This is a genomic window from Pseudomonas sp. BIGb0164, assembly GCF_024810135.1.
Lineage (GTDB): Bacteria > Pseudomonadota > Gammaproteobacteria > Pseudomonadales > Pseudomonadaceae > Aquipseudomonas.
This window is the reverse complement of the sequence record NZ_JANUEA010000012.1, coordinates 289,873-315,886: the sequence shown is the minus strand read 5'-3', so window position 1 is coordinate 315,886 and position 26,014 is coordinate 289,873. Positions and strand designations below refer to the sequence as shown.

Annotated in this window: 19 protein-coding genes and 1 pseudogene; 11 read left to right on the top strand and 9 right to left on the bottom strand. The window is 62.8% G+C overall.

What is annotated here, in order from left to right; genetic code table 11:
* From M2394_RS28490 to M2394_RS28445, 10 genes and pseudogenes are all read left to right on the top strand, one after another.
* Positions 1-247, top strand: a pseudogene (locus tag M2394_RS28490) (hypothetical protein); the annotation flags it as partial.
* 289 nt (positions 248-536) lie between these two features.
* Entirely contained in the window at positions 537-2,930 is a 2,394-nt protein-coding gene (locus M2394_RS28485) for a TonB-dependent siderophore receptor (protein WP_259175481.1), read from the top strand.
* A gap of 15 nt (positions 2,931-2,945) precedes the next feature.
* Positions 2,946-3,911, top strand: a complete 966-nt coding sequence (locus tag M2394_RS28480) for an amino acid ABC transporter permease (protein ID WP_178925927.1) — start codon at positions 2,946-2,948, stop codon at positions 3,909-3,911.
* Positions 3,904-4,677, top strand: a complete 774-nt coding sequence (locus tag M2394_RS28475) for an amino acid ABC transporter ATP-binding protein (protein ID WP_178925928.1) — start codon at positions 3,904-3,906, stop codon at positions 4,675-4,677. The genes M2394_RS28480 and M2394_RS28475 overlap by 8 nt, the downstream gene beginning before the upstream one ends.
* 18 nt (positions 4,678-4,695) lie before the next feature.
* Positions 4,696-5,619, top strand: coding sequence for an ABC transporter substrate-binding protein (locus tag M2394_RS28470; protein ID WP_259175480.1), 924 nt, complete (start codon positions 4,696-4,698; stop codon positions 5,617-5,619).
* Positions 5,620-5,631: 12 nt separating this feature from the next.
* The gene (locus M2394_RS28465) at positions 5,632-7,215 is read left to right on the top strand and encodes an FAD-dependent oxidoreductase (RefSeq protein WP_259175479.1); all 1,584 of its coding nucleotides are present in this window, start codon (positions 5,632-5,634) and stop codon (positions 7,213-7,215) included.
* Positions 7,216-7,226: 11 nt separating this feature from the next.
* Positions 7,227-7,661: a RidA family protein gene (locus M2394_RS28460; RefSeq protein WP_259175477.1), complete on the top strand. Its 435-nt coding sequence runs from the start codon at positions 7,227-7,229 to the stop codon at positions 7,659-7,661.
* A 297-nt stretch (positions 7,662-7,958) separates the two neighbouring features.
* Positions 7,959-8,351, top strand: coding sequence for a DUF4398 domain-containing protein (locus M2394_RS28455; RefSeq protein ID WP_259175476.1), 393 nt, complete (start codon positions 7,959-7,961; stop codon positions 8,349-8,351).
* Positions 8,352-8,361: 10 nt separating this feature from the next.
* Positions 8,362-9,135, top strand: a complete 774-nt coding sequence (locus M2394_RS28450; protein ID WP_259175475.1) for an OmpA family protein — start codon at positions 8,362-8,364, stop codon at positions 9,133-9,135.
* A 165-nt stretch (positions 9,136-9,300) separates the two neighbouring features.
* Entirely contained in the window at positions 9,301-10,629 is a 1,329-nt protein-coding gene (locus tag M2394_RS28445; protein ID WP_259175473.1) for an LLM class flavin-dependent oxidoreductase, read from the top strand.
* A gap of 810 nt (positions 10,630-11,439) precedes the next feature.
* Here the strand turns inward: M2394_RS28445 and M2394_RS28440 are convergent.
* From M2394_RS28440 to M2394_RS28400, 9 genes are all read right to left on the bottom strand, one after another.
* Positions 11,440-13,950 carry a fimbria/pilus outer membrane usher protein gene (locus tag M2394_RS28440; protein WP_405046587.1) on the bottom strand — a complete coding sequence of 837 codons (2,511 nt, stop codon included), beginning with the start codon at positions 13,948-13,950 and terminating at the stop codon, positions 11,440-11,442.
* Between the two features lie 50 nt (positions 13,951-14,000).
* A complete protein-coding gene (locus M2394_RS28435; protein ID WP_178923085.1) occupies positions 14,001-14,732 on the bottom strand; it encodes a molecular chaperone in 732 nt (243 codons plus the stop codon).
* A 77-nt stretch (positions 14,733-14,809) separates the two neighbouring features.
* Positions 14,810-15,415: a fimbrial protein gene (locus tag M2394_RS28430; RefSeq protein ID WP_178923087.1), complete on the bottom strand. Its 606-nt coding sequence runs from the start codon at positions 15,413-15,415 to the stop codon at positions 14,810-14,812.
* A 194-nt stretch (positions 15,416-15,609) separates the two neighbouring features.
* On the bottom strand, positions 15,610-16,257 hold the full coding sequence (locus M2394_RS28425) for a response regulator (protein ID WP_178923089.1): 648 nt from the start codon (positions 16,255-16,257) through the stop codon (positions 15,610-15,612).
* Between the two features lie 23 nt (positions 16,258-16,280).
* A complete protein-coding gene (locus M2394_RS28420; RefSeq protein WP_259175472.1) occupies positions 16,281-19,412 on the bottom strand; it encodes a hybrid sensor histidine kinase/response regulator in 3,132 nt (1,043 codons plus the stop codon).
* An 82-nt stretch (positions 19,413-19,494) separates the two neighbouring features.
* Positions 19,495-20,688 carry an EAL domain-containing protein gene (locus tag M2394_RS28415; protein ID WP_259175471.1) on the bottom strand — a complete coding sequence of 398 codons (1,194 nt, stop codon included), beginning with the start codon at positions 20,686-20,688 and terminating at the stop codon, positions 19,495-19,497.
* The gene (locus tag M2394_RS28410; protein WP_259175470.1) at positions 20,675-23,491 is read right to left on the bottom strand and encodes an ATP-binding protein; all 2,817 of its coding nucleotides are present in this window, start codon (positions 23,489-23,491) and stop codon (positions 20,675-20,677) included. Before M2394_RS28410 ends, M2394_RS28415 begins: the two co-directional genes overlap by 14 nt.
* 57 nt (positions 23,492-23,548) lie before the next feature.
* Positions 23,549-24,529 carry a fimbrial protein gene (locus M2394_RS28405; protein ID WP_178923097.1) on the bottom strand — a complete coding sequence of 327 codons (981 nt, stop codon included), beginning with the start codon at positions 24,527-24,529 and terminating at the stop codon, positions 23,549-23,551.
* Between the two features lie 23 nt (positions 24,530-24,552).
* Positions 24,553-25,233 carry a molecular chaperone gene (locus tag M2394_RS28400; protein ID WP_259175468.1) on the bottom strand — a complete coding sequence of 227 codons (681 nt, stop codon included), beginning with the start codon at positions 25,231-25,233 and terminating at the stop codon, positions 24,553-24,555.
* Positions 25,234-25,425: 192 nt separating this feature from the next.
* Here M2394_RS28400 and M2394_RS28395 point away from each other — a divergent pair, with 192 nt between their 5' ends.
* Complete coding sequence (locus M2394_RS28395) at positions 25,426-25,962, top strand: chemotaxis protein CheY (RefSeq protein ID WP_259175467.1); 537 nt, start codon at positions 25,426-25,428, stop codon at positions 25,960-25,962.
* Positions 25,963-26,014: the final 52 nt, after the last annotated feature.

Below are 26,014 nucleotides of genomic sequence, written 5' to 3'. Positions count from 1 at the left end.
CGCCATGGATGGCGCGTGGCGGCGGCCCCCCAAATCACTGTCGGATTACGGGCACACCGAGCGTGAGCGAGGTGCCGAGTGTTGGGGCAAGAGCCTTTTGCTTACTTTTGGGCTCTTTCCAAAAGTGAGCCGCTGTAAGAGCGGAACCATAGGCGGCCGTTACCGAAGAAACGGATATGTCCCCAACCTAAAAACATCAATTATGCGAATAAAAATACAATCAGATAATGAAATTCAAGAATATTAGCTTATGCCCAAATAGCATTATATTTTCAAAACCCATTCCGTTATGTTTGAACTCAACAGCCTACCCCTGACCTCGGATGGTACCCATCGTGATTCGGATTCTGCGCCCATAACCGGCTAACCACCCCGCAGCAGAATCGTTGGAAGGGAGTTCAACGTATGTTGTCGATCCAAACCCCGCACGCGCTCCACACCTAGCCCCAAATCGCCGCAACACCCCCAAAAACGCCGAGCACCGCGCACGACCGCGTGCCTGCCCGACTTCGCGATTTGAACCTGCAGGAATGGATATGAAGCGAGCCCTACAACCCACCGCCGTATTCGCCCTGGCCCTGCTGGCCAACCCAGCACAGGCCCAGGACGACAGCACCCTCTCCACCGTCGTGGTTACCGGCAACCGAGGCGCCGAACAACGCACCGTCACCAGCAGCCCGGTGCCGATCGACGTGGTCAGCGCCAAACAACTACAGAACACCGGCAAGCCCGGCCTGATGGAAGCCCTCAGCGCCGTGATCCCCTCGCTGACCCTGCCGGAAAAAACCGGTTGGGACGCCAGTGGCATCGCCCGCGCACCCAACCTGCGCGGCCTGAGTGCCGCCGAAGTGCTGGTGCTGGTCAACGGTAAGCGTCGCCATACCAGCGCCACCCTCAATATCAACGGCATCAACACCGGCGCCGCCCCGGCGGATCTGGACCTGATCCCCATCAGCGCCATCGACCACGTGGAAGTGCTGCGCGATGGCGCTGCCGCCCAGTACGGTTCCGATGCCATCGCCGGGGTGATCAACGTGATCCTCAAGGCCGACACCAGCGGCACCTCGGTGACCAACGTCGGCCAGGGTTACGACGGCAAGAAGCAGACTGTGCAGCAAAGCCTCAACAAGGGCTTTGAAATCGGCAACGGCGGCATCGTGCAACTGGCCCTGGATGCACGCAGCCAGAACGACGACAACAAGGCCAGCGCCAACGGCTACACCTACGAGCAGGCGTATGGCCTGGCGGGCAAGGCGACCTATGGCGGCTACGGCACGCCCAAGACCAACTTGCTCACCCTGGGCTACAACGCCGAATTGCCGATCGATGACAGCCTGAGCCTGTACTCCTTCACCACCTATTCACGGCGCAAGGCCGAGCAGGGGCAGAACTTCCGCCTGCCGACCATCACCAACACCATCACCACCGGGCCCAACGGCTACCCGTCGGGGTACACGCCCACCTGGTACATCGATGAAGATGACTTCCAAGCGGCGTTCGGCGGTAAAGGCACCGTCGGCGAGTGGGCCTGGGACTTGTCCACTACCTACGGGCGCAACGCGGCGGAGCAGGGCACCACCCATAACCAGAACCCGTCCCTGGGCGAGGCCACGCCGAACAGTTTTACCTCCGGCACCTGGATCTCTACCGAGCTGACCACCAACCTGGACTTCAAGCGCGGCTTCGACATCGGCCTGCAAAAGCCCCTCGACCTGTCCTATGGCTTCGAGCATCGGCGTGACACGTATGAGGTACAGGCCGGTGACTATGCGTCCTATGCCAACGGCGGCTACTGCGTGGCACCGGGCAATTGCGCATCGTCCGGCGCCCAGGTCACCAACGGCATTTCGCCGGATGAAGAAAGCAGCGCCTCGCGCAACAGCCTCGCCAGTTATGTCGACGTGGGCTTCAACCCGCTGCCGGATTGGTACGTCGGCACCGCCTTTCGGTATGAGCATTACAACGAAGGCGTGGGTGCCACCCGCAGTGGCAAGCTGACCACGCGCTACGACTTCACACCGCAGTTCGCCGTGCGTGCCACGGTGAGCAATGGCTTCCGCGCGCCGTCCCTGGCCAACAGCCTGTTCAGTGCGCGCTCCACCACCTATGGCGTGGTGGACGGGGTGTATCAGTCGATCAACTACGGCGTGCTGCCGGTGGGTTCGGCGGCGGCCAAGGCGTTGGGGGCGCAGGACCTCAAGCCCGAACGCTCCACCAACTTCAGCCTGGGTTTGACCCTCACGCCCACCGATCGCCTGAACTTCACCGCCGACGCCTATGTGATCAACCTGCGTGACCGCATCACCCTCACCGGCACCTTGCTCGGCCCGGAAGTCACCCAGGTGCTGCAGAACAACGGCATCAACTCCACCTCGGGCGGCCAGTACTTCATCAATGGCGCAGACACCCGTACCAAAGGCCTGGACCTGGTCAGCAACTACAACCAGGACCTCGGCGCGTTCGGCTCGCTGAAGTGGACCGCCGCGTTCAACTGGAACCAGACCAAAATCCTCAATTACAAGGAATCCACGACGATCCTGGGCACCTCGTATGACCTGATGGACCGCCAGGCCCGGGGCCTGATCACCGACGTGCAACCAAAAACCAAGCTGATCCTGGGTGGCGACTGGAGCATCGACCGCTTCAACCTCAACCTGGCCCTGACCCGTTATGGCGCCTACAAAGAGGTCAACGTCTCTGCGGATCGCAGCCTGGATAGGGTCTACAGCGCCAAATGGATCACGGACCTGGACCTTGGCTACAACCTCACCAAAGACCTGAACATCGCTATCGGCGCCAAGAACCTGTTCGACCAATACCCCAAGAAACAAGGCGTGCCGAGCAGCACCATGCTCGCCAGCTACGGCACCTATTCGCCCTACGGTTTTACCGGTGGGTACTACTACACCCGCTTGACCTATGCCTTCTAAGGCGGAGGAAAAAACATGCCCATTGTCGCCAAAACCTATGACCTGATCGAAGACGTGCGCCCGGTTCGCCAGGCGCGTGTCGCCACGCCCATCAAGGCCCTGCACGTGGTGCCCGCGCGGCACCCGTGGCGCTGGGCGGGGTCGATCTTCGCTGCGCTGGTGCTGCTGGCCATCGTGCACTCCCTGGCCACCAACCCGCGCTGGGAGTGGGGCGTGTTCGGCCAGTGGTTCTTCTCGCCGTCGGTGTTGCGCGGCCTCGGCCAGACGCTGTTGCTGACCCTGCTCAGTACGGTGTTCAGCGTGATCCTCGGCACGGCGTTAGCGCTGGCGCGGTTGTCGGGCTCGCCGCTGTTGGCGGCGCTGGCCTGGGGCTACATCTGGTTTTTTCGCTCGATGCCGGCGTTGCTGGTGCTGATCATCCTCTACAACTTTGCCTACCTGTATGACCACATCGTGCTCGGCGTGCCGTTCACCTCAGTGGTGTTCGCCGAGTGGTCGACGGTGGATGTGCTCAGCCAGTTCACCGTGGCCGTGCTGGGCCTGAGCCTGATGCAGGCGGCCTACGCAGCGGAGATCATTCGTGGCGGCCTGATCGGCGTGGATGCTGGCCAGCATGAAGCGGCGGCGGCCCTGGGTTTACCGGCGTCGCGACGCATCTTCCGGATCATCCTGCCCCAGGCGCTGCGCTCGATTTTGCCGTCGGGTTTCAACGAGATCATCGGCTTGGTCAAGGGCACCTCCATCGTCTACGTGCTGGCCCTGCCGGAGCTGTTCTACACCGTGCAGGTTATCTACAACCGCACCCAGGCGGTGATCCCGCTGCTGATCGTGGCGACGGTGTGGTACCTGATCATCACCACCGTGCTGACCAGCGCCCAGTACTACGTCGAACGCTACTTTGCGCGCGGCACGGCGCGGGTACTGCCACCGACGCCGCTGCAGCGCATCCGTGGCTGGCTCAAGGAGAAAACCCATGGCTGAAGCACGCGCCGGGCGCATCCAGATCCAGGGCGTGGGCAAGCGCTTTGGCAACCAGCAGGTGTTGCAAGACATCGACCTGACCATCGACCCGGGCAAGGTCACGGTGATTCTCGGGCCGTCAGGCTCGGGCAAGTCCACCTTGCTGCGCACCATCAACCACCTGGAGAAGATCGACAGCGGCCACATCACCATCGACGGTGAATACGTCGGCTACCGCCGCAAGGGTGACCTGCTGTACGAACTGAAAGAGCGCGAAATCCTCAAGCGTCGCATCGACGTGGGCTTCGTGTTCCAGAACTTCAACCTGTTCCCGCACCTCACCGCCTGGGAAAACATCGCCGAAGCGCCCCTGGCCCACAAACGCTGGAGCAAATCTGAGGCTCGCGCCAAGGCATCCCAATTGCTGGCCAAGGTCGGCCTGGCCGACAAGGTCGACGCCTACCCCCGGCAACTTTCCGGTGGCCAACAGCAGCGCGTGGCCATCGCACGGGCCCTGGCGCTGGACCCCAAGGTGCTGCTGTTCGATGAACCCACCTCGGCCCTCGACCCGGAACTGGTGGGCGAGGTGCTCGACGTGATCAAGGGCCTGACCCAACTGGGCGTGACCCTGGTGATCGTCACCCACGAAATCGGTTTTGCCCGCGAGGTGGCCGACCACGTGGTGTTCCTCTGCGACGGCCAGTTGATCGAAGAAGGCCCGCCCGAACAGATCTTCCGCCAACCCCGACATCCCCGCACCGTCGCCTTTCTCGGCAAAGTGCTTTAGTTCAAGGAGTGACTGCCCATGTTCATCCCTACTGCCCGTATCGCCTTGCTGGTGCTTGCCGTCAGTGCGGCGCAAACCGCGTTGGCCGTGCAACAGGTCGACCTCAGCCCCGACCGCCCGCGCATCCACGTGCCGCGCAACGAAGCCGCCATCGCGCAGATTCCGCCGGGCTTCAAGTTCGCCCAGCCGGGCAAGTTCACCGTGGCCGTGTCCGGCGTGGCCGGGCCGCCCCTGGCGCTGTTGGCCAATGACGACAAGACCACCATCGGCAGCGAGGCCGACACCGCGCAACTGGTCGCCGACAGCCTGGGCCTGCAACTCAACGTGGTGCAGACCAGCTGGGAAGACTGGCCCCTGGGCGTCAGCTCGGGCAAATACGACGCGGTGATCAGCAACGTCACGGTGACCGAGGCGCGCAAGAAGCGCTTTGACTTCGCCACGTATCGACAGGACGTGCTCGGGTTCTATGTGAAGAGCACCAGCAAGATCAGCGAGATCAAGCAGGCTTCCGACATTGCCGGGCTGAAGATCATCGTCGGCTCCGGCACCAATCAGGAAAAGGTTCTGCTGGCCTGGAACGAGGCCAATGAAAAGGCCGGCATCAAGCCGGCCCTGTTGCAGTACTTCGACGACCAGGCCGCCGCGCAACTGGCGGTGCAGTCCGGGCGCAGCGATGCGTTGTTCGGGCCCAACTCGGTGTACGCCTATTCGGCGGCCATCACCGGCGGTATCAAACTCGTCGGCACGGTCAACGGTGGCTGGCCGTTGAAAGCCGATATCGCGGTGACCACGCGCAAGGACAACGGCCTGGTCAAGCCGATTCACACCGCCCTCGAAGGCGCGATTGCCGGCGGCCAATACGAACAGGTGTTGCAACGCTGGGGCCTGGATATCGAGCGCGTCGATAAGTCGCTGATCAACCCACCGGGCCTGCCGGATTAAGGAGTATCGAGCATGGGACTGACACGACGTGAAGCGCTGTCGAGCCTCGCTGCGGTAGGCGGGGAAAAGGCGGTCAAGGATGCATTGGCGGTATTGGGCCTGGGGCCGTCTTCGCACCGCCGCCCGCAGCCGCTGAAACTCAAGGAGAGCCTGGGGCAGGGCACCCGCGTGCTGGTGCTGGGCGCCGGGATTGCCGGGCTGGTCACGGCCCTGGAACTCACCCGCGCCGGGTTCGACGTGCAGGTGCTGGAGGCGCGTGATCGGGCAGGTGGTCGCACCTGGACAATCCGCCATGGCGACCGCGTGGACTACAAGGACGGCCGCACCCAGACCGCTGCGTTCGACCCAGGGCATTACTTCAACGCAGGCCCGGCCAGGATCCCCAGCCAGCACCGCACGATTCTCGACTATTGCAGCGAGCTGGGGGTGCCGCTGGAAGTGCTGGTTAACAGCAGCCATGGCGCCCAGGTGCGGCCGGATGTGAACAGGCCCGCGTTCAGCGTGGGCCAGGCGATCAACGATGCGCGCGGGCACGTGTCTGGCTTGCTGGCCAAGGCGGTGCAACGTGACGCGCTGGATGATGTGTTGAGTCACGAGGAGCGCACGCGGTTGCTGGCGTTCCTGCAGGTGTATGGCGACCTGTCGCAGGAGCTGGTCTTCGAGGGCACGCTGCGCTCGGGGCATTTGGAGTCGCCGGCGCATCCCGGTGCGTTGCCTGCCAGTCGCCGCCCGCTGGCGCTGGACCAACTGCTGCACCCGGAGTTGTGGGGCGCGTTGCTGCACACCGAGTTCCCGGAGTTTTCCGCCACCATGTTCCAACCGGTCGGCGGCATGGACCGCATCACTGATGCGTTCTATCAACGGGTGCGCGACCACGTGCAGCTCGGCGCCCAGGTGCGCCAGATCCGCCAGATGGATGACGGCGTGGCCGTGACCTATCACGACAAACACAGCGGGCGCGAACAGGTGGTGCGCGCCGACTACCTGATCTCGACCTTGCCGCTGCCCTTGCTGGCCAGGCTCGACACCGACTTCAGCGACCCGATCAAGGCCGCGCTGCTCAGCACCCGCAGCGACGAGGCCACCAAGGTGGCGTGGCAGTCGCCGCGCTTCTGGGAAACTGACTACCGCACCTACGGCGGCCTGTCCTGGATCGAACACCCGGCGCGGCTGCTGTGGTACCCGAGCAACGACCTCAATACCCGCGAAGGTTTGTTGGTTGCCGGTTACGTGACCGGCGAAGGCGCCGATGTGTTTGGTGCGCAACCGTTCGAGAAGCAGTACGCCACGTCCAAGGAGGCAGTGGAGCTGCTGCACCCGGGTTATTCCAGACACCTGCGCAACCCGTTGGCGGTGTCCTGGGAACAGATCCCCTACAGCGAGGGCCCGTGGCTGCAACGCGAGCACTTCCCGGCCGACGCCAGCGCGCTGCTCGAAGCCGGCCACGGCCGCGTGTACTTCGCGGGCGACGGCCTGGTGCAAAGCGGCGTGGGTATCTGGCAGGAATCGGCGGCCAACTCGGCACGCCATGTGGTCGGGCAACTGGCCGAACGCGTGACTCAACAACGACAGATCGCGGCCCTTGCCGCCTCCTAAGGAGCTTCATCATGAGCGACAGCATTCAACGGACCAGCCTCGGCGACTTCCCGATCTCGCAAACCGTCACCGTCCCGGCCTCGGCCAGCCTGATCTTTGTCAGCGGCACCTTGCCCGACCTGCACGACGCCAACGCCTCGGCCGGTACGCCGGCAGCCTATGGCAACACCGAAGTGCAGACGGTGTCGGTGTTCAACAAGCTGCGCAAGATCCTGCGCCAGCAAGACCTGGACCTGGGCGATATCGTGCAGTTGCGCGTGTTCCTGGTGGGCGCTGAAGAAACCGGCGGCAAGCTGGACTTTGCCGGGTTGCAGGCCGGCTATACGCAGTTCTTTGGCACACCGGAGCAACCGAACAAACCGGCACGCACCGCGTTGCAAGTGGTGGCGTTGCCGTTGCCGGGGGCCTTGGTCGAAGTCGAAGCCATCGCCGCCAGAAGCTCCTGAACCACCCCGAAGCGCCCCTTTACCTGTAGTGAGCGGGCTTGCCCCGCGCGGCGGCGTGTCAGCCACCTAAAATTTACCTGACACGCCGCTGCGGTGTGTCAGGTGTCTTACACTTGTCTGGCACACCGCGGCGCGGGGCAAGCCCGCTCACTACAGGGTTTTGTTTTTATTGGGAAAATTCCTACATTGTGGCCGGAGATTTCATCGCTTCTGCTCGACCTTTACCTCCTAGGATGGCCCCCTCGCTTGACCCCAAGCGAGGGGGCATCAGGCCCGTAAATGCCTAGGAGTCAAACCATGAAAATGACCTGTGTGAGCAAACGCCTGCGCCGCTCGGCCTGGGCCGTGATGGTCGCGGGTGTGCTGGCAGGCTGTGCCGCGACCCCGCCATCCGAGCATAAAACCACCCTGGCCCGTGATTCGGTCGGGCGTGCCCTGGCCGCGCAAGCCACCCAATTCGCACCGCTTGAGATGAAAACGGCACAGGACAAGCTGGCCCGCATGGAGCAAGCCATCGGCGAAAAAAATTACGTCCTGGTCGACAGCTTGGCCGAGCAGATCGAAGTCGACGCCAACCTGGCCGAAGCCAAGGCCACTGCCGTGCGTAAACAACAGGTCTTGAACCAGGCGCGCGAGGGCATCCAGGTGCTCAAGCAGGAAATGCTCAACGCCCCCGCGACCACCCACTGAGGAGCCTCCCATGCGTGCCACTCTCGTCATTCCTGTTCTGTCGGCCCTGACCCTGGCCCTGGTCGGTTGCGCCACCCCACCGGAAAACCCGCAACTGCTGCAAGCCCGTAGCCAGTTCTCCACCCTGCAGCAGAACCCTGCGTCCAACACCCTGGCGGCGGTTGAAACCCGCATTGCGTCCAACGCGCTGGACCGCGCCAACCAACTGTCCCTGCACAGCCGCACCGACCCGAAGATCGACCAGCTGGCGTACCTGGCGACACAACGAATCGCGGTGGCCGAGCAAACCATCATCAGCCGGCAAACCGATGCCCAGCTCGACAACATCGCAGTTGACCGCACCCAGGTGCAGCTCGACGTGCGCACCGCGCAGCTCAAGGCGTTGCAGGCGATGAAGGCCCAGCCAACCGAGCGCGGCCAGGTGGTTACCTTTGGTGATGTGCTGTTTGATACCGGCAGGGCCGACTTGAAGCCCGGCAGCCAGCGCGACTTCCAGGCACTGGCCGACTTCCTGTTGCAGAACCCGGAGCGCCAGGTGCGTGTCGAGGGTTTCACCGACAGCACTGGCGGCGATGCCTTCAACCAGAGCTTGTCCGAGCGTCGCGCCCAGGCCGTCGCCCGTGGCCTGCAACGGCTCGGCGTGGGGATCGAGCGCATGGCCGTCATCGGCTACGGCAAGCAGTTCCCGGTGGCCGATAACCTGAGCGCACAGTCGCGCCAGTTGAACCGTCGCGTGGAAGTGATCGTGTCCAACGATGGGTCGGGGGTCAGCGCACGGCGTTGAACCGGGTGGCTTTTTGTTATGCCGCTATTGGATGAAGATGTTGTTTAGAAATCAATATTTTTCATAATTAGCATAGATCAACAAAGCCTTTCACAAGCGCCACCCACGGGCATTAAGGTCATTCTCCACGGCAAGCATCGCTGCCATCCACGGAGGACTTCCTTGATGCCCACCCCTGCTCGGCAACTCAAGTTCGGCGCCATTCTCACCGGCGTCGGCACCGCACAGAACGAATGGCTGCACCCGCAGATTCCCGGTGATGCCAGCGTCAATATCGACTGGTATCGCGCCCAGGCACAACAGGCGGAAGCCGCCAAGTTCGACCTGGTCTTCATCGTCGACAGCCCCTACATCACACCCGATTCAGCCCCGCATTTTCTCAACCGCCTGGAACCCTTGACGCTGCTCTCGGCGCTTGCCGGCGCCACCTCCAAAATCGGCCTGGTGGCGACGCTGACGACGTCCTATACCGAGCCTTTCAACGTGGCGCGCCAGTTTGCTTCCCTGGACCATATCAGCGGCGGCCGCGCCGGTTGGAACGTGGTCACCACGGGCCTTGAAGGCGCCGCTGGCAACTTTGGTCGCGAACAGCACATCGACCATACCGAGCGCTATCGCCGTGCCGCCGAACACCTGGACGTGGTGCAGGGGCTGTGGGATTCCTATGAGGACGACGCCTTTGTGCGGGACAAGCAAACCCGAGTGTTCCTCGACCCGCAGCGTCAACATCGCCTCGACCACCACGGCGAGTTTTTTTCGGTCACTGGGCCGCTGAACATTGCCCGTTCGGCCCAGGGCCAGCCGGTGATTTTCCAGGCGGGCATTTCCGAATCCGGGCGCAGCCTGGCGGCCAACTATGCTGAGGGCATCTTTGCCGGCGTAGGCAATTTCGAAGACGCCCAGGCGTACTACCGGGACATCAAGCAACGCACCGCCGCTGCGGGGCGCAACCCGGATCACGTGACGATCCTGCCGGGCATTTCGCCGATCATTGCCGACACCGATGAGCAGGCCCAGGCCATCGACCGTGAGCGCAATGGCGAGCTGGACCTGGATAAAGCCTTGGTGCAATTGGGGCGGCCCTTCAACTACCACGACTTCAGCCAATATCCGCTGGATGAGCCGTTCCCTGAATTGGGCGACCTGGGCAGCAATGGGTATCGCGGGCATGCCGAAAACATCAAGCACGTAGCGCGTGAGCAGGGGTTGACGTTGCGTCAGGCGGCGTTGCGGTTTGCCAAGCCGTTTTCCAGTTTTGTCGGTTCGCCCAAAACCGTGGCGGATGAGATTGAGCGTTGGTTTGTGGAGGGGGCGGTGGATGGGTTCAATATCCATGTGGGCGCGCCGGAGGATTTTGCGCGGTTTACCGATCAGGTCTTGCCATTGCTGAGGGCGCGGGGGTTGTTTCGCAGTGAGTACAGTCACAGCACGTTGCGGGGGCATTTGGGGTTGCCGGTGCCGGTGAATCGGTATGCTTCGGAACGGGTGGCGTAGGGGGGCGGTGTGAATATCCGTTATTTAGGTGATGGCGGGTTATGGTTCCGCCCTTACGGCGGGTCACTTTTGGAAAAGAGCCCGGAATGCCGGCCCAGCCAAAAGTAACCAAAAGGGCTCTTGCCCCAACACTCGGTGCCTCGCCTAGGCTCGGCATGCCCTCACTCCGGCTTGAATCCGTGGGCCGCCGTCATGGGCCATCCTTGGCCCGGGACGGCTAACCCGGCGTCCTGCCGGGTTACCCACGGATTCAAGCCTGCGTTCGGCCAGCGTGTTTAACGGGGCGCCTCAGATCAAAATCAAACGCGGCGGCCTGGTAGCCGACCAGTATCTAACTGTCGGCCCGGGTCAACTGTGGGAGCTGGCTTGCCTGCGATGCAAACACCTCGGTACATCAGGCACACCCAATCGATGCCATCGCAGGCAAGCCAGCTCCCACGGTGGAGCGCGTTGGTCTTTGCCTTTGCTTTACACCACTCAAGCCGGCTGTCAGGCCGCTGTGCTCTTGCTTTTGATCTTGATTTTGATCTTAAGCGCCCCGTCAAACACGCTGGCCGGAATTCGGCAGGGATTTGGGGGGTAAACCGGCAGGGATGCCGGTTTAGCCGCCCCGCGCCATGGATGGCGCGTGGCGGCGGCCCCCCAAATCACTGTCGGATTACGGGCACACCGAGCGTGAGCGAGGTGCCGAGTGTTGGGGCAAGAGCCTTTTGGTTACTTTTGGGCTCTTTTCAAAAGTGACCCGCTGTAAGAGCGGAACCCATATCAGCCATCACCCCAATAACGGATATGTACTCCCAACCCCCCACATCAAGGCCCACACACCAACACCCGCCGCTCATAATTCAACGCCTTGTTCTGCACCCCCAACGCATACGAAGCCGTGCAACTACGCTCCCCCCACTTGATCACCAGCGTCCCTTGGTCCTGCTCGACCAACGCCAACGCATTCCCATTCGGATCAGCAATCGCCAACTGCTTGCCCGTAGCGTCCTCCAACGAAGCCCCAAACCCCAATGGCTGACGCTGCGCATCCAACAACTCAAACAACACCCGCCTGCCCGTGGTTCCGCTGTAGTGCGCAACCACGATGGCCCCTCGGCGCGGCACCACCTGCTGGGTGGCGTTAGTGATTTCCACGTCGGCGCCCAAGTCCCGGGTGTCGAGGCTGATCCAGTTGACCCGATAAGGTTGGGCCGTCGGGATCACCGCATAGCCGTTGCGGCCAGTCTCCACACCGCTGTAGCTGCTGATCCGGGCCCCGGAAATGCCCGCCACCTCGGCCAGTGCAAAGGTCTCGCTGACGGTCTGCCCCAGGTTGATCCCGCCGCCGTGGGCCACCACGGAACCGGCGAGGTTGAGGTTCTGCGCGTTGTAGCCCTGGCCCTGGCTATAGCCCAGGCTGACATCCGCCACCGAGGTGCGGCTGTTGATGTTCACCGAACCGGAATCCCCGCTGGTGTCGCTGTGCCCGGCCTGTACCGAATAGAACGTGTCGCTGGTGTCGGCGACATAGCCGTTGATGCCCGCCTGGGTGGTGGTGTCGCCGTGCTGGCTGCTGGTGGTGACAAATGCCCGTGGCGCGCGGGCCTGGCTGCCCAGTGGGAACGAGATGGACAGGTTCACCTGGGTGTCACTGCTCGGTTCGCCCCAGGTGACAATCTGCTGGGTGCGCGTCACGCCGAGGTTGTAGCTCAGGTTGCCCCAGTTGCTCGTATACCCGGCCGAGAAACTCTGGGAGCCGCCGCGATTCCAGTAGCGCTGGTCGCTGGCGTTCACATACAAACTGCCGAATTCGCGCTGGCGCCCGATGCTCTGGTTGATGGTCAGGTCGGTGCGGGTTTTTGAATGGCCACTGCGCACGCGGAGGTTGTCGCTGAGGTCTTCGACATGGTCGTTGAAGCTGCGATAACCCTCGGTGGAGTAACGGTAGGCTGCCAGGGTGAAATTGGTGTCGGTGCCGGCAAAGGTCTTGGCATACAACGCACGCACGCTGCTGCCCTGGGTGGTCTGCCCCTGGGCCTTGCTCGATGAATGGGTCACGTCCAGCGATACCGCACCCAACGCGGTGTTGCGGCCGGCGCCGAGGGACAGGGCGCTGTAGTCCTCGCTGGCCTGCACGCCGACGATGCCGCTAAGGTTGCTGGTCAAGCCATAGGCCAGGGTGCCGCTCAGAAAACGCGGGGTGGCCAGGCCGTCGGTGTTGCTGTTGAAGCGACCCGCCGAGAGGCTGTACTTGACCTGCCCCTCGCGCACCATGATCGGCAGGCTGGAAAACGCCTGCGTCGTCACGCGGCGGGTGCCGTCGGCTTCGATCACGGTGATCTGCAAATCGCCGTTGGAGCCGCTGGGGTAGATATCGTTGATCTCGAACGGCCCCGGCGCAACGCTGGCGGTGTAGAGGATGTAGTCGTTCTGGCGGATTTCCACCGTCGCGTTGGTCTGTGCCACGCCACGGATCACGGGGGCGTAGCCGCGCTCGCTGTCGGCACGCATGCCGTCGTCGGAGGCCAGCTTGACCCCGCGATAGCGCACGCTGTCGAACAGGTCGGTGTCGGAAAAAATCTCACCGGCGCTGAACTGGCCCTTGATCGCCGTCACGTCGTGCTGCACGTAGCTGCGGTTACTGGTGTAGGTGTTCTTGCGCCCGGTGCCACCGCTGAGGTTCGATTCGTTGCGCAAGCGCCAGGCCCCCAGGTTGATGCCGTTGCGCAGGCCCAGGTTGTTGGCGACGCGTGTGTCATGGTCACCGGCGGAGCGACTGCTGTTGAGCTGGTAGTTGATGAACGCGGCAGGTACGCCATCGTCCCACAGCTGCGGGTCGACGTACCCGCGCAAGCCGCGCTGCATGGCCACTTGCGGAATGCTCGCAAGCAGGCGCAGGCGGCTGCTGTCGTAGCGCACTGTGGCGTCTTCGATCAGGGCGGCCAGTGGGTAGCAGTCCTGTGGGTGCTGCGGGTCGAGTTTGCCTTGGGCCTCAAGGCGGGCCATGTCGATGCCCAATTGCTTGAGCAGGTCGAGGGTCAGGCAGGCTTGCACCTGGTCATTTTGCGGGTTGCGCTTGAAGTCGATATCGCGCCGGCCCACCAGCACTTCGTTGCTGTACAGGTCTACCCGGTAAGTGCCCGGCAACACGCTGTTGGCCGACAGCAGCTGTTGCAGGTCGACCGGGGACTGCGAGCCCTGCAGGAAGGTGGTGTTGAAGGTTTGCGCGGCCTCGTCGGCCATGGCCCAGGCGGGCAGGCTGGCGGCAATCGCCAGCCACAGCGTCTTCAACTTCAGTGCGTCACACGCGGACCAGTTGCAGGAAAGAAAAGACATGCGAAGACCTGTGGCATCCCGGATGAGCGAGCAAGTGCGAGCAGCAGCGCTCAGGGTTTGAGGCGCGACTCGGTGGCGTGTGTGATGCCCCCGGCCAGAGTGGCGGTGTACGGGGTTTGCGCGCCGTAGTCATTGATGCTCAAGAACGACAACGGCAGCGTGCCGCTGGCGGTCAGGCCCTTGAGCGGGAACTGTTTTTCTTCCCCCGGGGCGACCATGGTGGAATCGCTGGCCAGGTGGTCCTGCACGCTGATGTCGGCCATGGACACGTGGTACAACGTCGGGTTTTTCACGATCAGCAGGGTCTGTGTGCCGTGTCTGACCAGCGTCCATTCCAGTTGGGCCGGGGCCTGCAGCGCGCTGCCCGGCAAGCCGGCAGGGCGGAAAAAAATCTTGATGCGTTGGCGGATGGCCAACTGCAAGGTGTTCTCGGTGGTGCTGGCCTTGGGGATTTCCTGCACGTTGAGCCATACCACCGACTCGCGGTCAGTGGGCATGCCGCTGCCTTCGTACAGGATGCGCAACAGTTGCTGTTCCTTGGCAAACACCCGTGCCAACGGCGGGGTGACGGCAAATGGTGCACGGCTGCCACTGGCATCGTTGCGGTCGACCCAGGACTGGATCAGTACGTCCTGGTTGCCGTTGCGCACGGTGATGTTGGCTTCCTTGTGGTCGCCCTCGAAGACGATGCGGGTGGCATTCAATGAAATGCTGGCGGTGGCCTGGGCAGCCATGAGCATGCCCAGCAGCCCGAGGCCCATGGCAATGGAACGAGGCAGCATGAGGGGGTGTCCGGTGTCATCAGAAAGGGAATGGCGAGGCCCCAGGGCCTCGCGCGTTCGGTGCGCCAGGCGCCGGGTTATTCGTATTGCAGGATGAACGGCAGGGTGGCGTCACCGCGACCGGCCGTCGATGCGCCGGCGGCGCCGGTGGTGACGTAGGCCGCCGCGAAGCTCAGGGTGGCGTCGCCACCGTCGGTGCCCTGGCCGTGCATGGTGCTTTCAATGCGTGCGGTGGCGGGCGAGCTGAGGTCGATCAGCGTGCCCTTGCTGTCGAGCAGGGCGATGCCGACGTTCTGCGCAGTGGCCGAACCCGGGTTCAGGGCCAGGACGTTCTTCCCGGTCACCAGGCCCGAACCGCCATTGTTGGCGTCAAAGATCATCGCGACTTTGGTGCCCTGGTTGCAGTTGACGTTCAGGTTGAAGTCCTTGGCAGTCACACGGCCGGCAGTCGGGTTCTCGGCAGTGCCCATGTCCTTGATCGACACGTTGCCCATGTCCACCGAAATGGTGCGGTCGGAGTTGGCGCCGTCTACCGAGCAGGCGTCGTTGTTGATCACGCCGGTGAAGGTGATTTTGCCGCTGCCGCCCAGGGTGGGTTTCGGTACAACCGGCTCTTCGGCGAATGCACTGCCGCCGGCGCAGAGAATGGCCGAGGCGATAACAGCCAGGGAAAACTTCTTCATGATGATGTCCATAAATGTGAGGTGGAAAGTGTGGTTTCTGAACTGCCGGGAAATAGTAAGAGGCGAGGGCTGGCGGGCAAATAAGACGATTCTTATAAGCGCAGGAGAGGAGGGCTTAGTTGTATTTTTTTAGAGGTTTTAGCCCGTATATAAAGGGCGAAGCCATTGTCCATGAATGGCTTTTAAAGGGGGGCTTAGTTGAAGATGTTGCGCGCAAGACAATAAGCCAGAAGGTCCTGGTCGCTGCTGACAGCAAGTTTGCGCATGGCCGATATCTTTTGTGCACTGATGGTTTTGGAACTTCGGTTCTGGCTGCGGGCAATATCACTCACACTCATGCCAGAGATAAACAGACGCAGGATTTCAAACTCCTTGGGCGACAGTGTCGAGAAACGTTCGTCGATGGCTGTGAGGGTCTCGATCACGGACGTCTTGGGCGGCTCCAGGCTGCGATAGGCACTCTGCTGGGCGATGGCCTTGAGCGCCAGTTGGATCTCGGTGTGCAACTGGCTTTTCTGGATGATGCCCACCACACCCAGTTCCTGCAGGCGGGTGAGGATCAGGTGGTTGGAGATCATCGTCAGGATCAGGATCTGCACCTGCGGGAAATGCCGTTTCAGGTATTCCACCAGCTTCAGGCCATCACCGTAGGGTGAGTCGCCCGGCATGTTGTAGTCGGTGATCACGATGTCGGCGCCCTGGCGCTGCAGCAACTCGATTAGGCCGGCCGAACAGACGGCCTCGCCCACGACCTGGAAGCGCGTGTCGCGCTCCACCAGTTCGCGCACCCCGAGCAGCACGATCGGGTGATCGTCCGCGATTACCACGTTGAATGTCTTCATAAGGGGCCGTCCGTAATGCCAGTTCAAGTGAGGGGAGTGGGCCCGGGCTGGAGCGTGTCCAGGACGGCCGAAAGTCGTTGCATCACGGCCGTCACCTTGAGCGTCAGTGCAGTGTCGAGGCTGCCACGGTTAAGTGCGCTTTCCAGTTCGATGCAGGCCTGGGCCAGGCTGTTGGCCTGCACGGCACCCAGGGCGCCGGCCACTGAATGCAGCCGTTGGCCGAGGCGGTGCGCATCGCGCTGTTCCAGTGCCGCGCCGATATGCTGCAGGTCCTGTTGCACGCTGCTGATGAACAACGGGCGCATCTTGTCGGAGAGGTGCACGCTGTCGTCAAACGTTTCGGTAGGGGGCGCGACCTTGCACAGTTTGATCAACTGCGCGCGCAGGGTCTGCAGGCTCAGGGGTTTGACCAGCCAGGCGTTCATGCCGACGGCCAGGCAGCGCACGCCTTCTTCGCGCATCGCGTTGGCCGTCACGCCTATGATCGGCAGGTGGGGCGCGTGCTCGCGCAAGGTCCTGGCCAGTTCGTAGCCGTTCATCAACGGCATGTTGACGTCGGTCAGCACCAGGTCGAAGGCCTGCGGCTGCCACAGGTGCAAGGCCTGTTCGCCGTTCGAAGCCAGGCTGACCGAGCAGCCGAGCGCCTCCAGTTGTTCCTTGATGATCGCCTGGTTGATCGGGTTGTCTTCGGCCACCAGGATGCGCAGCCCCAACCGACCGGCACTCTGGGGCTGGGCCGCAGGAGGCTGTTCGTGTTTGCCCTGCTGCGCCAGGGAGACGGTGGCGGCAATGGCACGTACGTCGTGCATGTCGACCACCCAGCCCTGTTCGGTGGGCAGTGGTGGGCTGTGCGCGCCCGGCAGGCAGATGACGCGCTGGCCGATCCAGGGTTGCGCGGGTTGATCGGGCAGCACGTCCACCAGCACGGCGGGGTGGGCACCCGGTTCCTGGGTCGGCGCGGCCAGGGCCGCCGCAATGCCCAGGCGGTTGAGCCAGTCGCACACCGATTGCGCCAATTCGCGCACCGGTGCCTGCACATACACCGGTGTGGTGCTGGGCTCGACCACTGGCAGGCTGGTCAGCGCACCGGTACACACCGGCAAACGGATTTTCAAAGTGAAGCTGCTGCCCAGCCCCGGCTCGCTGACGACCTTGATCTGGCCGTCCATCATCTGCGCCAACCACCGGCAGATCGGCAGGCCCAAGCCTGCGCCGCCTTCGCCCGCCGTGTCCGGCGCCTGGTAGAACAGATCGAACAGCTTGGCCTGCTGCGCCTCGGCAATGCCCACGCCGGAGTCGGTCACCTGCCATTCCAGTTGCACATGCCCGGCGTCGAGTGCGCGCACCCGGGCACGGATGACCACGCGCCCGATGTCGGTGAACTTGATCGCGTTGCTCACCAGGTTGTTGAGGATCTGGCGGATGCGCAGCGGGTCGCCCATGACGCTGTCCGGCAGTTGCGGGTCGATGCAACTGTAGAGCTGCAGGCCCTTGCGCTGAGCGAACGCGGCGTAGGTGTGCAAGGTGTCTTCGAGCATGTCCAGCGGGCAGAACTCCACGGCTTCGATCGCCATTTGCCCGGACTCGATTTTCGACACATCCAACACGTCGCTGATCAGTTGGAACAACGTGGCGGAGGAGCGCTGGATGGTGTGCAGGTAGGTTTTCTGGTGCGGGTCAAGGTCGGTCAGGCCGAGCAATTCCAGGGTGCCGAGTACGCCATACAGCGGTGTGCGGATTTCATGGCTCATGGTCGCCAGGAACAGGGTCTTGGCTTCGTTGGCCGCATCGGCGACACGGCGTGCGTCCTCCAGGGCCGAGGCATCCTCGATATGCCGGGTGATGTCGTTGAACGCATACAGGCGCACGTCCTCGGCCTGGTAACGCGTCGACACGAAGCCGATCTGCAGGTGGCGGCCTTCGATTTCTAGGTGGGTCTCGCCGCTCTCGGCGCTGTCATGGGTGCCGGCCATGGCGGCCACCAGGCGTGCGCTGCCTGGCCATTGCTGGGCGCGTTGGTTTTCGATCAACACTTCGCCGTCGCTACGCCGCACCACGCATAACCCGGTGGGGGCGGTGTCAATGATCACGCGGCTGAAGGCCACGCTTTCGGCGATGCGCTCATGGGCCAGCCGCGCCGGCGCAATCACCTGGCGCCGGTACCAGCGGCTGCCGGCCCAACCCAGCGCCAGCAGGCTGCCGAGGAATAACGCCAGGCTGCTCAGCGGCCACAAGGCGTAGTGGAAATACCGGGCGTAGCTCAAACCATAGATCGCGCTCCACGGCCGCTCGCCGGCCTGGGAAATCTTGAATTCGAAGCCTTGCGACGTGAAGTGCACGCCGTCGGTGAGTGGTGCCCCGGTCACTGGCGGCCCGACCAGGCGCTGGCCGTCGGGCGCGATCAACGTCACGCGATCAAATGCCGAGCGTTCCAGCGCGCGCTGCACGTCGTCGGCCTGCGCCAGGTCCAGCAGGGTGCCGACCACCGCCGAGTCCGGGCCGTCGAGCGGGATGCCGATATAGGCGAGCAGATGGTCTGGCGCGGGCCCGGCCTGCCAGTACACGCGTTCGGGCTCAAGGCCAGGCGGCGTCTGCGCCAGGGCTTGCTGCACCGCGTTGAGCAGCGTCGGCGTGGTCTTCACGGCGGGGATATCAATGGCGTAATCCGCCTGGCGGTTGAACACGAAAGTCTGCGGCGCCCCGTAAGGCGAAGAGGACCAGAAGGCGCTGTAATAGCTGGTCAGATGAGCCCCCAAGGCAAATACCCGTGGCCTGGCGCCGACACCGACGCGCTGCTCATCGAACGTCACATTGAAGGGCACCGAGAACGAGTACTTCTGGCCTTCGTACAAGGTGCGGCGGGTGTCGACCATGCGGCTCTTGAGGCTGACTTGTACGTCAGTGGCGCGCAGCAGTTCGGCCTGCACGCCGGGATGCGCGAGGTTCTTGAGGAACGTTTCCTGTTGCGCCAGGTTTTCCATCAGGCGTGCGAAATGGAACTGCATGGCGCCATAACGGATATTGACGCCCCGCTGCAAGGACCAGTAGTTGGTGACGGCCAGCAGCAACGCGAGCCCGAACATCAGCATCAGGCTTTTGTTCAAGCGCAATGAGCTTCGGGTAAAGGCTTCGAGGATCGCGTTATTGTGCTTCATCAAGAACGTCCGCAGGCGGAGAAAAAATCGGCACTGGAAGGAGCTTAGTCGCTCCCTGCAACAAATAATCCGTGCCAGGCGCCTAATGAGATGTCGCGGGGCCATCATTGTTCAGAAGTTGTTGAAATTGTTCACAAGAAACCGCGTGGGAGATCAGGAAACCTTGCACCTGGTTGCAGTCGACCTTGCGCAGCAGCGCCAGTTGTTGAGGTGTTTCCACCCCTTCGGCGACCACGGTCAGGCCCAGTTTGCGGCCCAGGCTGATGATGCTCGCCAGGGCCGAGGCCATGCCTTCGTTGTCATGGCAGCCCTGCACCAGCGCCTGGTCGATCTTGAGTTCGGTAAAGGGCGTGGACACCAGGTTGAGGTAGGAGCTGTAGCCTTTGCCGAAATCATCCTGGGACAAGCCAAAGCCCTTGATGCGCAGGCGACAGGCGCCGGCGTAGAAGTTGCTGATGTCCTGGGGCACCGAGCACTCCATCAGCTCGAAACAGATCATCCCGGGAATGCCGTCGTGGAGCAGCACGAACTCCAGCAGGCGGTCGGCCAGGTCGTGGCTGTTGAGCAAATGGGTGGGCAGGTTGATCGACACCGGAATGTCATAGCCGCGCAGGCACCATTGTTTCTGCGCGTAGATGGCCTGCTTGAGCACCACCCACAGCAGGCGTTCTTCCAGTTCGAACGCCTTGATCGCCTCCAGGAAGGCACCGGGCAACATCACTCCTTGCTCGGGGTGCATCCAGCGCACCAGGGCTTCTGCGGCGACAATGCGGCCGTTGGCCAAGGACTTTTTCGGTTGGAACCAGGCTTGCAGCTGGCCGTTGCCCATGGCCTGGATCAGCGTGTGGCGGTCGATGTCGAGGTGTTTGGCGGGCAGCGGGGAGGGAGTGCGCATTTTGCGCCTGAGTTGTTCGACCAGGCTGCGCAGTGCGTCGGCGGCCACCGGCTTGGAGATCAGCCCGATCACTTCTACATCCAGGTTCTTGGCCACCAGGCTTGCGGCCATCAACATGCGCCGCGACGCCACGCTCATGATCGCCAGCGCCGGCTTGCAGCGCAGGCTGGCCAGGCTTTGAATAAATTGCACACCGTCCATGCCCGGCATCAGCAGGTCGGTGAGTACCAAATCGAAGTCCCGTTGGCGCAGGCGTTCCAGCGCCTCTTTGCCATCCTGGGCGGCTTCGAGCATGAACTCCCCCAACTCACTGAGCAGGTGCTGCAAGTAGATGTGCTGAAGGGGGTGGTCCTCGACGATCAAAATACTAAGGGGCTTCATGGATGATCCGTGCATAAGGCGCCAGGGAATTGAAGAGCGCCCGCAACGCGAAAGGCTTGACCAGGCAATGGTTCATGCCGGCGGCCAGGCACAGGTCGGCCTCGCCGCGCATCGCGTTCGCGGTGGCCCCGATAATCGGCAACGGGCAGCCCTGGCGCCGCAGTTCCCGCGCCAGTTCGTAGCCGTTGATGTGGGGCATGTTCACATCGGTCAGCACCACGTCGAAGGTGCCGGCGGTGTACAACAACAAGGCTTCGTGACCATCGGCCGCCAGCTCGACGGTGCAGCCGAGTTCCTCGAGTTGGTCACGCAATATGAGTTGGTTGATGACGTTGTCTTCGGCCACCAGCAGGTGCAGGTTGAGTTTTTTCAGGTCACGTTGGCGTGTCTGCTCATCGGCGCGTGCCACCCACAGCCCCTGGGCCTGGCTTACCGCCTGGTGAATGGCACTGAGCTGGTTGAGGTTGACGTGCCAGGCCCCGCCGTCATCCGGCGGGACGCTGCTGGCGTTGCTGCTGGCATGAATAACGGGCCCGGCCCACTCGGCCACCAGCGTTGGGTCAACGTTGCCGGGGTGCAGTTGCAACAGCAGGTGGCCTTCGGTCTGCGCCGGCAGGGTGGTCTGCACGCGGGCGCCCCAGCGACGCAACCAGCCGCTGATGGCGTTCGCCAGTTCCGGGATCGGTGAGGCGACATAAATGGTTTCGGCCAGCAGGGGCGGCAGCGGTGCAGTGGGGGCCTCCTCCAAGGGCAGGGTCAAGCTGAAGCTGCTGCCCAGGCCAAGCTCGCTGACCATGCGGATATTGCCGTTCATCAATTCGGTCAGGCGTTGGCAGATCGGCAGCCCCAGGCCCGTGCCGGCCACCACATTGGTGTTGCCTTCGCTCTGGTAGAACGGCTCGAAAATCAGCGCCTGGTCTTCCTGGGCAATGCCTTTGCCGGTGTCCGAGACTTGCCACAGCAGGCTCGAGCGCTCGCCGTCGCGGCCCAGCACCTTGACCCGCAGCACCACGCGCCCGTAGTCGGTGAATTTCACCGCGTTGTTAAGCAGGTTGTTCAGGATCTGGCGGATGCGCGTTACGTCGCCGATCAAGCGCTCCGGCAGCTTCGGGTCGAAACAGGCATAAAGTTGCAGACCTTTGCCCTGGGCCGCCGCCGCGTAGCCCTGGATGATTTCGTGCACCAGGTCCAGGGGCGAGAACTCGCTGAGCTCCAGGGCCAGTTGCCCGGCTTCGATCTTGGACACGTCCAGCACATCGCAGATCAGCTGCAACAGGGTCGAGGACGAGCCTTCGATGGCATGCAGATAGTCTTTTTGCTGGGTGTCCAACTGGGTGCGCGCCAGCAGTTCCAGGGTGCCGAGCACGCCATACAACGGCGTGCGGATTTCGTGGCTCATGGTCGCCAGGAACAAGGTTTTCGCGGCGTTGGCCGCATCGGCAGACTGCCGGGCTTCTTCCAGTGCCGCTTCGACCTGCTTGCGAGCGCTGATGTCGCTGAAGGCGCAGAACAGCACGTCCTCGCCCTTGTAGCGGGTGGGGGCGCTGCTCAGGTAGAGGTGGCGGCCGTCGATGGTTTCAAAGTAGTCGCTGCGTTCGGACGGCCCGTTCGCAAAGGCTTGCTCGATCCAGCCGTCGCGCAGCGCCTCGCGCTCCGGACCGGCGCCCAGCCATTGCTGCGCCAAGGTGTTTTCCAGCACCACCTGGCCGTCGGTGCGACGCAAGACACACAGCGCGACGGGCGCGGTCTGGATCACATCGCGGCCGAACGCCTCGCTTTCGATCAAGGCCTGGATGCGATGGATCGAGGGGATGATGAAGCGTTGGTCGACCCGGCGCATCACCAGCCAGATCATCGTCACGCTGAACAGGCAGAACAGCAGCGAGCCGAGCAACTGCTTCCACAAGCCGCTGACCACTGCGCGCAGGTCGATGGAGTACATCAGTTGCCAGTCCGAAGACTTGAGGTGCTTGCGGATCACCAGGTGATCGGGCAGCCAGCCATTGCCGACGAACCCGAAAAAGCTGTCCTCTCCCGGCCGCAGGCGCTGCTGGCTGAGCTGGGCATTGTCGCTGTTGGTGAACACCAGCATGCCCTGGGAACTGAGCATCATGAACTCGCCGGCACTTTTGTCGCTGAGGGTGGAGGACACTTCGCGGCTTTCCATTTCCATGCCGAGCCAGCCGGACTCGGGGTCGCGTTCGTCCAGGCGGATAAAAATGTACAGGTGCGAGTGGCCTTCGGTCCTGTCACTCAGCCATAGCTCGTTGAGTGTGGTGGGATCGCTGTGCTGCACGGCCTTGAGGCGGTTGAGCAGGCATTTGGAAATCGGCAACACCTGCGCGGTGGCGTCATACAGGCGCGTGACCTGGGGTGTTGTCTGGGCACTGGTGCCGGCGTTCACGTAAAGCAGGTTGAGTTGTTTGGCCTTGAGGTATTCGCGCATGCGGGTGGTCAGCCAGATGCTCCACTGGTTGTCGGGGGAGTCGCCCAACTGCAGGTGCTGTTCTTCCGGGGAAAAGGTATAGACCGGGGTTTTCGAGGGGCGCCGCACGGCCGACAGGCTGAGGCTTTCGAGCAGGGCCTCGCGGTTGGTGAAAAAGGTATGGGCCTCGGCGATGGCACTGCTCATGTAGCCACGGCGCTGGGAAATATCGTTGTTGAAGGTGGACAGCAGAAAAGTGTAGACCCCGCTCAGGATGCCGATCAGCAACACGGTCGCAAAAATACGAAGCAGCCTTCTGGCTGCTTCGGGTCGGGAGAGGACGGGGTTGATCTGGAGCAGGTAACTTTTCAATCGCATCGACAGACTTTAAGCGCCCGTCCATGGGCATGGCATAAGACGATCCTTAAAAAACAGCTACTTGTAATACATATCCACCACCACGGCGGCGTCGAACGCGCCGGGGATCGGCAAGGTGCGCCATTTCAGGTCGGCGCGGAATTCGTCGTGGCTTTGGCCCAGCCCCATCAGCTCCTGCAGGGTGAACCAGGTGTTGAATGGCAGCTGTTGCTGGCTTTCGGCGCGGGACAGCGAGATGCCCACCGAGCTGTTGTTGTCCGGCACCAGCAAGCCATTGATCACGCCGCCACCGCCCGGGGTGGTCGCAAAGCGTGCGCTGACGGTGTAGGGCGTGTCGCAACCCTTGCGCAGGTTGAGGCTGAAGTTTGCGGTGCTGGCGACTTCACCGATCGCGGCCTTGCGCGAAGGCGTCGGGAAGTTGACCACGCTGGGGGTGATGGTGAGTTCCGGCGTGCAGGGCACGAAGCGGATGCCGTTCATACCGGTCACCACGTAGTTAAAGTTGCTGTTGGGCCGCGAGTTGAGACCGCGCACGCCGTCCAGCTGGAACACCCGGTACGAGGTGAGCGTACTGGCCTGGCCACTGGGAGGCGTGGGGTCGTATTTCTCGATGAAAACGCTGAAGTTGAGGGTGAAGCGCGCCTTGTCCCAGCCCACGCAATTGGCGGTGCAGCCCCGATCGGAAAAGAACCCCGTGCCGACCTTGCCGGTGCTCTGGGTAATCGGCTGGTTGTTGTAGCGGATGCCCACGCGAATACCGGTGCCGATACTCACGTTGGCCGGGTTGACGTAGAAATACACCTCTTCACGGCCATGGTTGTAATCGTCCTTGCAGATCACATTGGTCGTACGCGGGCCGGACTCCCAGATGATGGTGCCGTTGGGCGCATCGGCGGCCACCGCCAGCGCGGTCCCCAGCGCCTCCTGGGTGATGATCGAGCCGGTGCCGTCTTCGCGGCAGGCCAGTGCGTGGCTGGTGGCCGGCAGGGCGGCGCAGGCCCATAGCAGCATGGGTAGAAAGCGTTGGGTGAGTGACATAGGTGCAATTACCCCGTGGTCGATCACTTGAGTGCCGCGCGGTGGCGGGCCTGCAAGCCGATATCAGTGATTTCGGTGAAGTGGAGGGTGGTGCCTGGGTCGACAGGCGCAGGGGCGTCCAGGGTCTTGCTCTGGTGCGGGGCGAGCAGCACGTAGTCGCTGAGGACCTGGCTGTCGGTGTGCAGGTTGACCAGTGACAGGTGAAAGGCGCTGGGGTTGCTGACCGTGACGCGCCCCCCCTGCGTGCGCCACACCAACTGCTGCACCGCCTCTGCCGAACCGCCGGCCAGCGCGGGCGGGCGATAGAACAGCTTGAGGCGTTGGCGGATCGCGAACTGCACGCTGTTGGCGTTCTCGGGCTTGAGCGGGATTTCCAGGATGTTGAGCCAGAACAGCGACTCTCGGTCCGTGGGCAAACCTTCGCCGGCGTAGAGCAGGCGCAGCGAGTGATGTTCGCCAGGCCCCAGGCGCACCAAGGGTTCAGTGGCCACAAACGGCACGTCGCCGTTGGCCGAGGTGTCGTCGCCGGTGATCCAGGTTTGTACCACCAGTTCGCGGGCGGCCTGGTTGACCACGCCGATACTGGCCCCCCTGTCCTGGCCCAGGTAGATCAGGCGCGTGCCTTCGATTTTCAGGGCCGCGCGGGCCGGTGGCGCGAGGGTCAGCAGCACACCGGCCAGCAGCAGTAGACGAAACAGAAACATGAACACAACGGGATTCCATAGCGGCGTTTGGGGCGCGGGCCATGGTAGGTGGGCGCAGGCGTCGAGGCTTTGAGGCGATTCTTAAAAGTGCCGGCATGCCCCGGGTTGCCGTTTCAGAATCGCCTTAAAGTCAGGCTTTACCTCTGGCAGTTACCGTGAGCGACGCTGATGCCCACCTGTCAGGTTTACCCTATGCCCAATAAAGCGTTACGCCTGCTGATCGCCGATGCGGATCTCCTGCAGCGGATCAAGATCGAGAAAATGCTCAACCAGCTGGGCTATCACCGCATTGCCCCCCTGGCTTCGTTCGACGAGTTGCAAGCGTTGACGCGCTCGGAAGGCGTGGCATTCGACCTGTTGATCATCGACACCGCGCTGGTGCGCTCGCGGCAGGTGAACCTGCTCAAGTATTGCCACGACAACCCGTTGATTCGCCATACGCTGATTTACGACGGGCAATGTGCGCAAAGCTCGCTGGTGTCGGTGTCCGTGAGCCAGACCCTGCATTTGGCACTGTCACAGTCACCGGACTTCAATTCGTTGCGCCGCTGCATGGAAATCGTCGACCCGGCGCATGCGGTGCCGGCGGTAGAGCGGCCGACGTTGCGCACCGTTGATACGGAAGGCGTCGCTCCCCGTGCGAGCAAACTGTCGATTGCCGCGCGAACCACCTTCCAGGGCGACCCCGCCGTGGTCGCTTGTGCGATCGGGTTATCACCCAAGCGGTGAGGCGCCCGCCGCAGTAGGCTGTCGGATGCTTGAAACATGATTTTACATTTGT

Excerpts from the sequence above, each read along its gene's own strand:
- M2394_RS28485 (WP_259175481.1), top strand. The coding sequence starts at position 537 with ATGAAGCGAGCCCTACAACCCACCGCCGTATTCGCCCTGGCCCTGCTG.
- M2394_RS28480 (WP_178925927.1), top strand. The coding sequence starts at position 2,946 with ATGCCCATTGTCGCCAAAACCTATGACCTGATCGAAGACGTGCGCCCG.
- M2394_RS28475 (WP_178925928.1), top strand. The coding sequence starts at position 3,904 with ATGGCTGAAGCACGCGCCGGGCGCATCCAGATCCAGGGCGTGGGCAAG.
- M2394_RS28470 (WP_259175480.1), top strand. The coding sequence starts at position 4,696 with ATGTTCATCCCTACTGCCCGTATCGCCTTGCTGGTGCTTGCCGTCAGT.
- M2394_RS28465 (WP_259175479.1), top strand. The coding sequence starts at position 5,632 with ATGGGACTGACACGACGTGAAGCGCTGTCGAGCCTCGCTGCGGTAGGC.
- M2394_RS28460 (WP_259175477.1), top strand. The coding sequence starts at position 7,227 with ATGAGCGACAGCATTCAACGGACCAGCCTCGGCGACTTCCCGATCTCG.
- M2394_RS28455 (WP_259175476.1), top strand. The coding sequence starts at position 7,959 with ATGAAAATGACCTGTGTGAGCAAACGCCTGCGCCGCTCGGCCTGGGCC.
- M2394_RS28450 (WP_259175475.1), top strand. The coding sequence starts at position 8,362 with ATGCGTGCCACTCTCGTCATTCCTGTTCTGTCGGCCCTGACCCTGGCC.
- M2394_RS28445 (WP_259175473.1), top strand. The coding sequence starts at position 9,301 with ATGCCCACCCCTGCTCGGCAACTCAAGTTCGGCGCCATTCTCACCGGC.
- M2394_RS28440 (WP_405046587.1), bottom strand. The coding sequence starts at position 13,950 with ATGTCTTTTCTTTCCTGCAACTGGTCCGCGTGTGACGCACTGAAGTTG.
- M2394_RS28435 (WP_178923085.1), bottom strand. The coding sequence starts at position 14,732 with ATGCTGCCTCGTTCCATTGCCATGGGCCTCGGGCTGCTGGGCATGCTC.
- M2394_RS28430 (WP_178923087.1), bottom strand. The coding sequence starts at position 15,415 with ATGAAGAAGTTTTCCCTGGCTGTTATCGCCTCGGCCATTCTCTGCGCC.
- M2394_RS28425 (WP_178923089.1), bottom strand. The coding sequence starts at position 16,257 with ATGAAGACATTCAACGTGGTAATCGCGGACGATCACCCGATCGTGCTG.
- M2394_RS28420 (WP_259175472.1), bottom strand. The coding sequence starts at position 19,412 with ATGAAGCACAATAACGCGATCCTCGAAGCCTTTACCCGAAGCTCATTG.
- M2394_RS28415 (WP_259175471.1), bottom strand. The coding sequence starts at position 20,688 with ATGAAGCCCCTTAGTATTTTGATCGTCGAGGACCACCCCCTTCAGCAC.
- M2394_RS28410 (WP_259175470.1), bottom strand. The coding sequence starts at position 23,491 with ATGCGATTGAAAAGTTACCTGCTCCAGATCAACCCCGTCCTCTCCCGA.
- M2394_RS28405 (WP_178923097.1), bottom strand. The coding sequence starts at position 24,529 with ATGTCACTCACCCAACGCTTTCTACCCATGCTGCTATGGGCCTGCGCC.
- M2394_RS28400 (WP_259175468.1), bottom strand. The coding sequence starts at position 25,233 with ATGTTTCTGTTTCGTCTACTGCTGCTGGCCGGTGTGCTGCTGACCCTC.
- M2394_RS28395 (WP_259175467.1), top strand. The coding sequence starts at position 25,426 with ATGCCCAATAAAGCGTTACGCCTGCTGATCGCCGATGCGGATCTCCTG.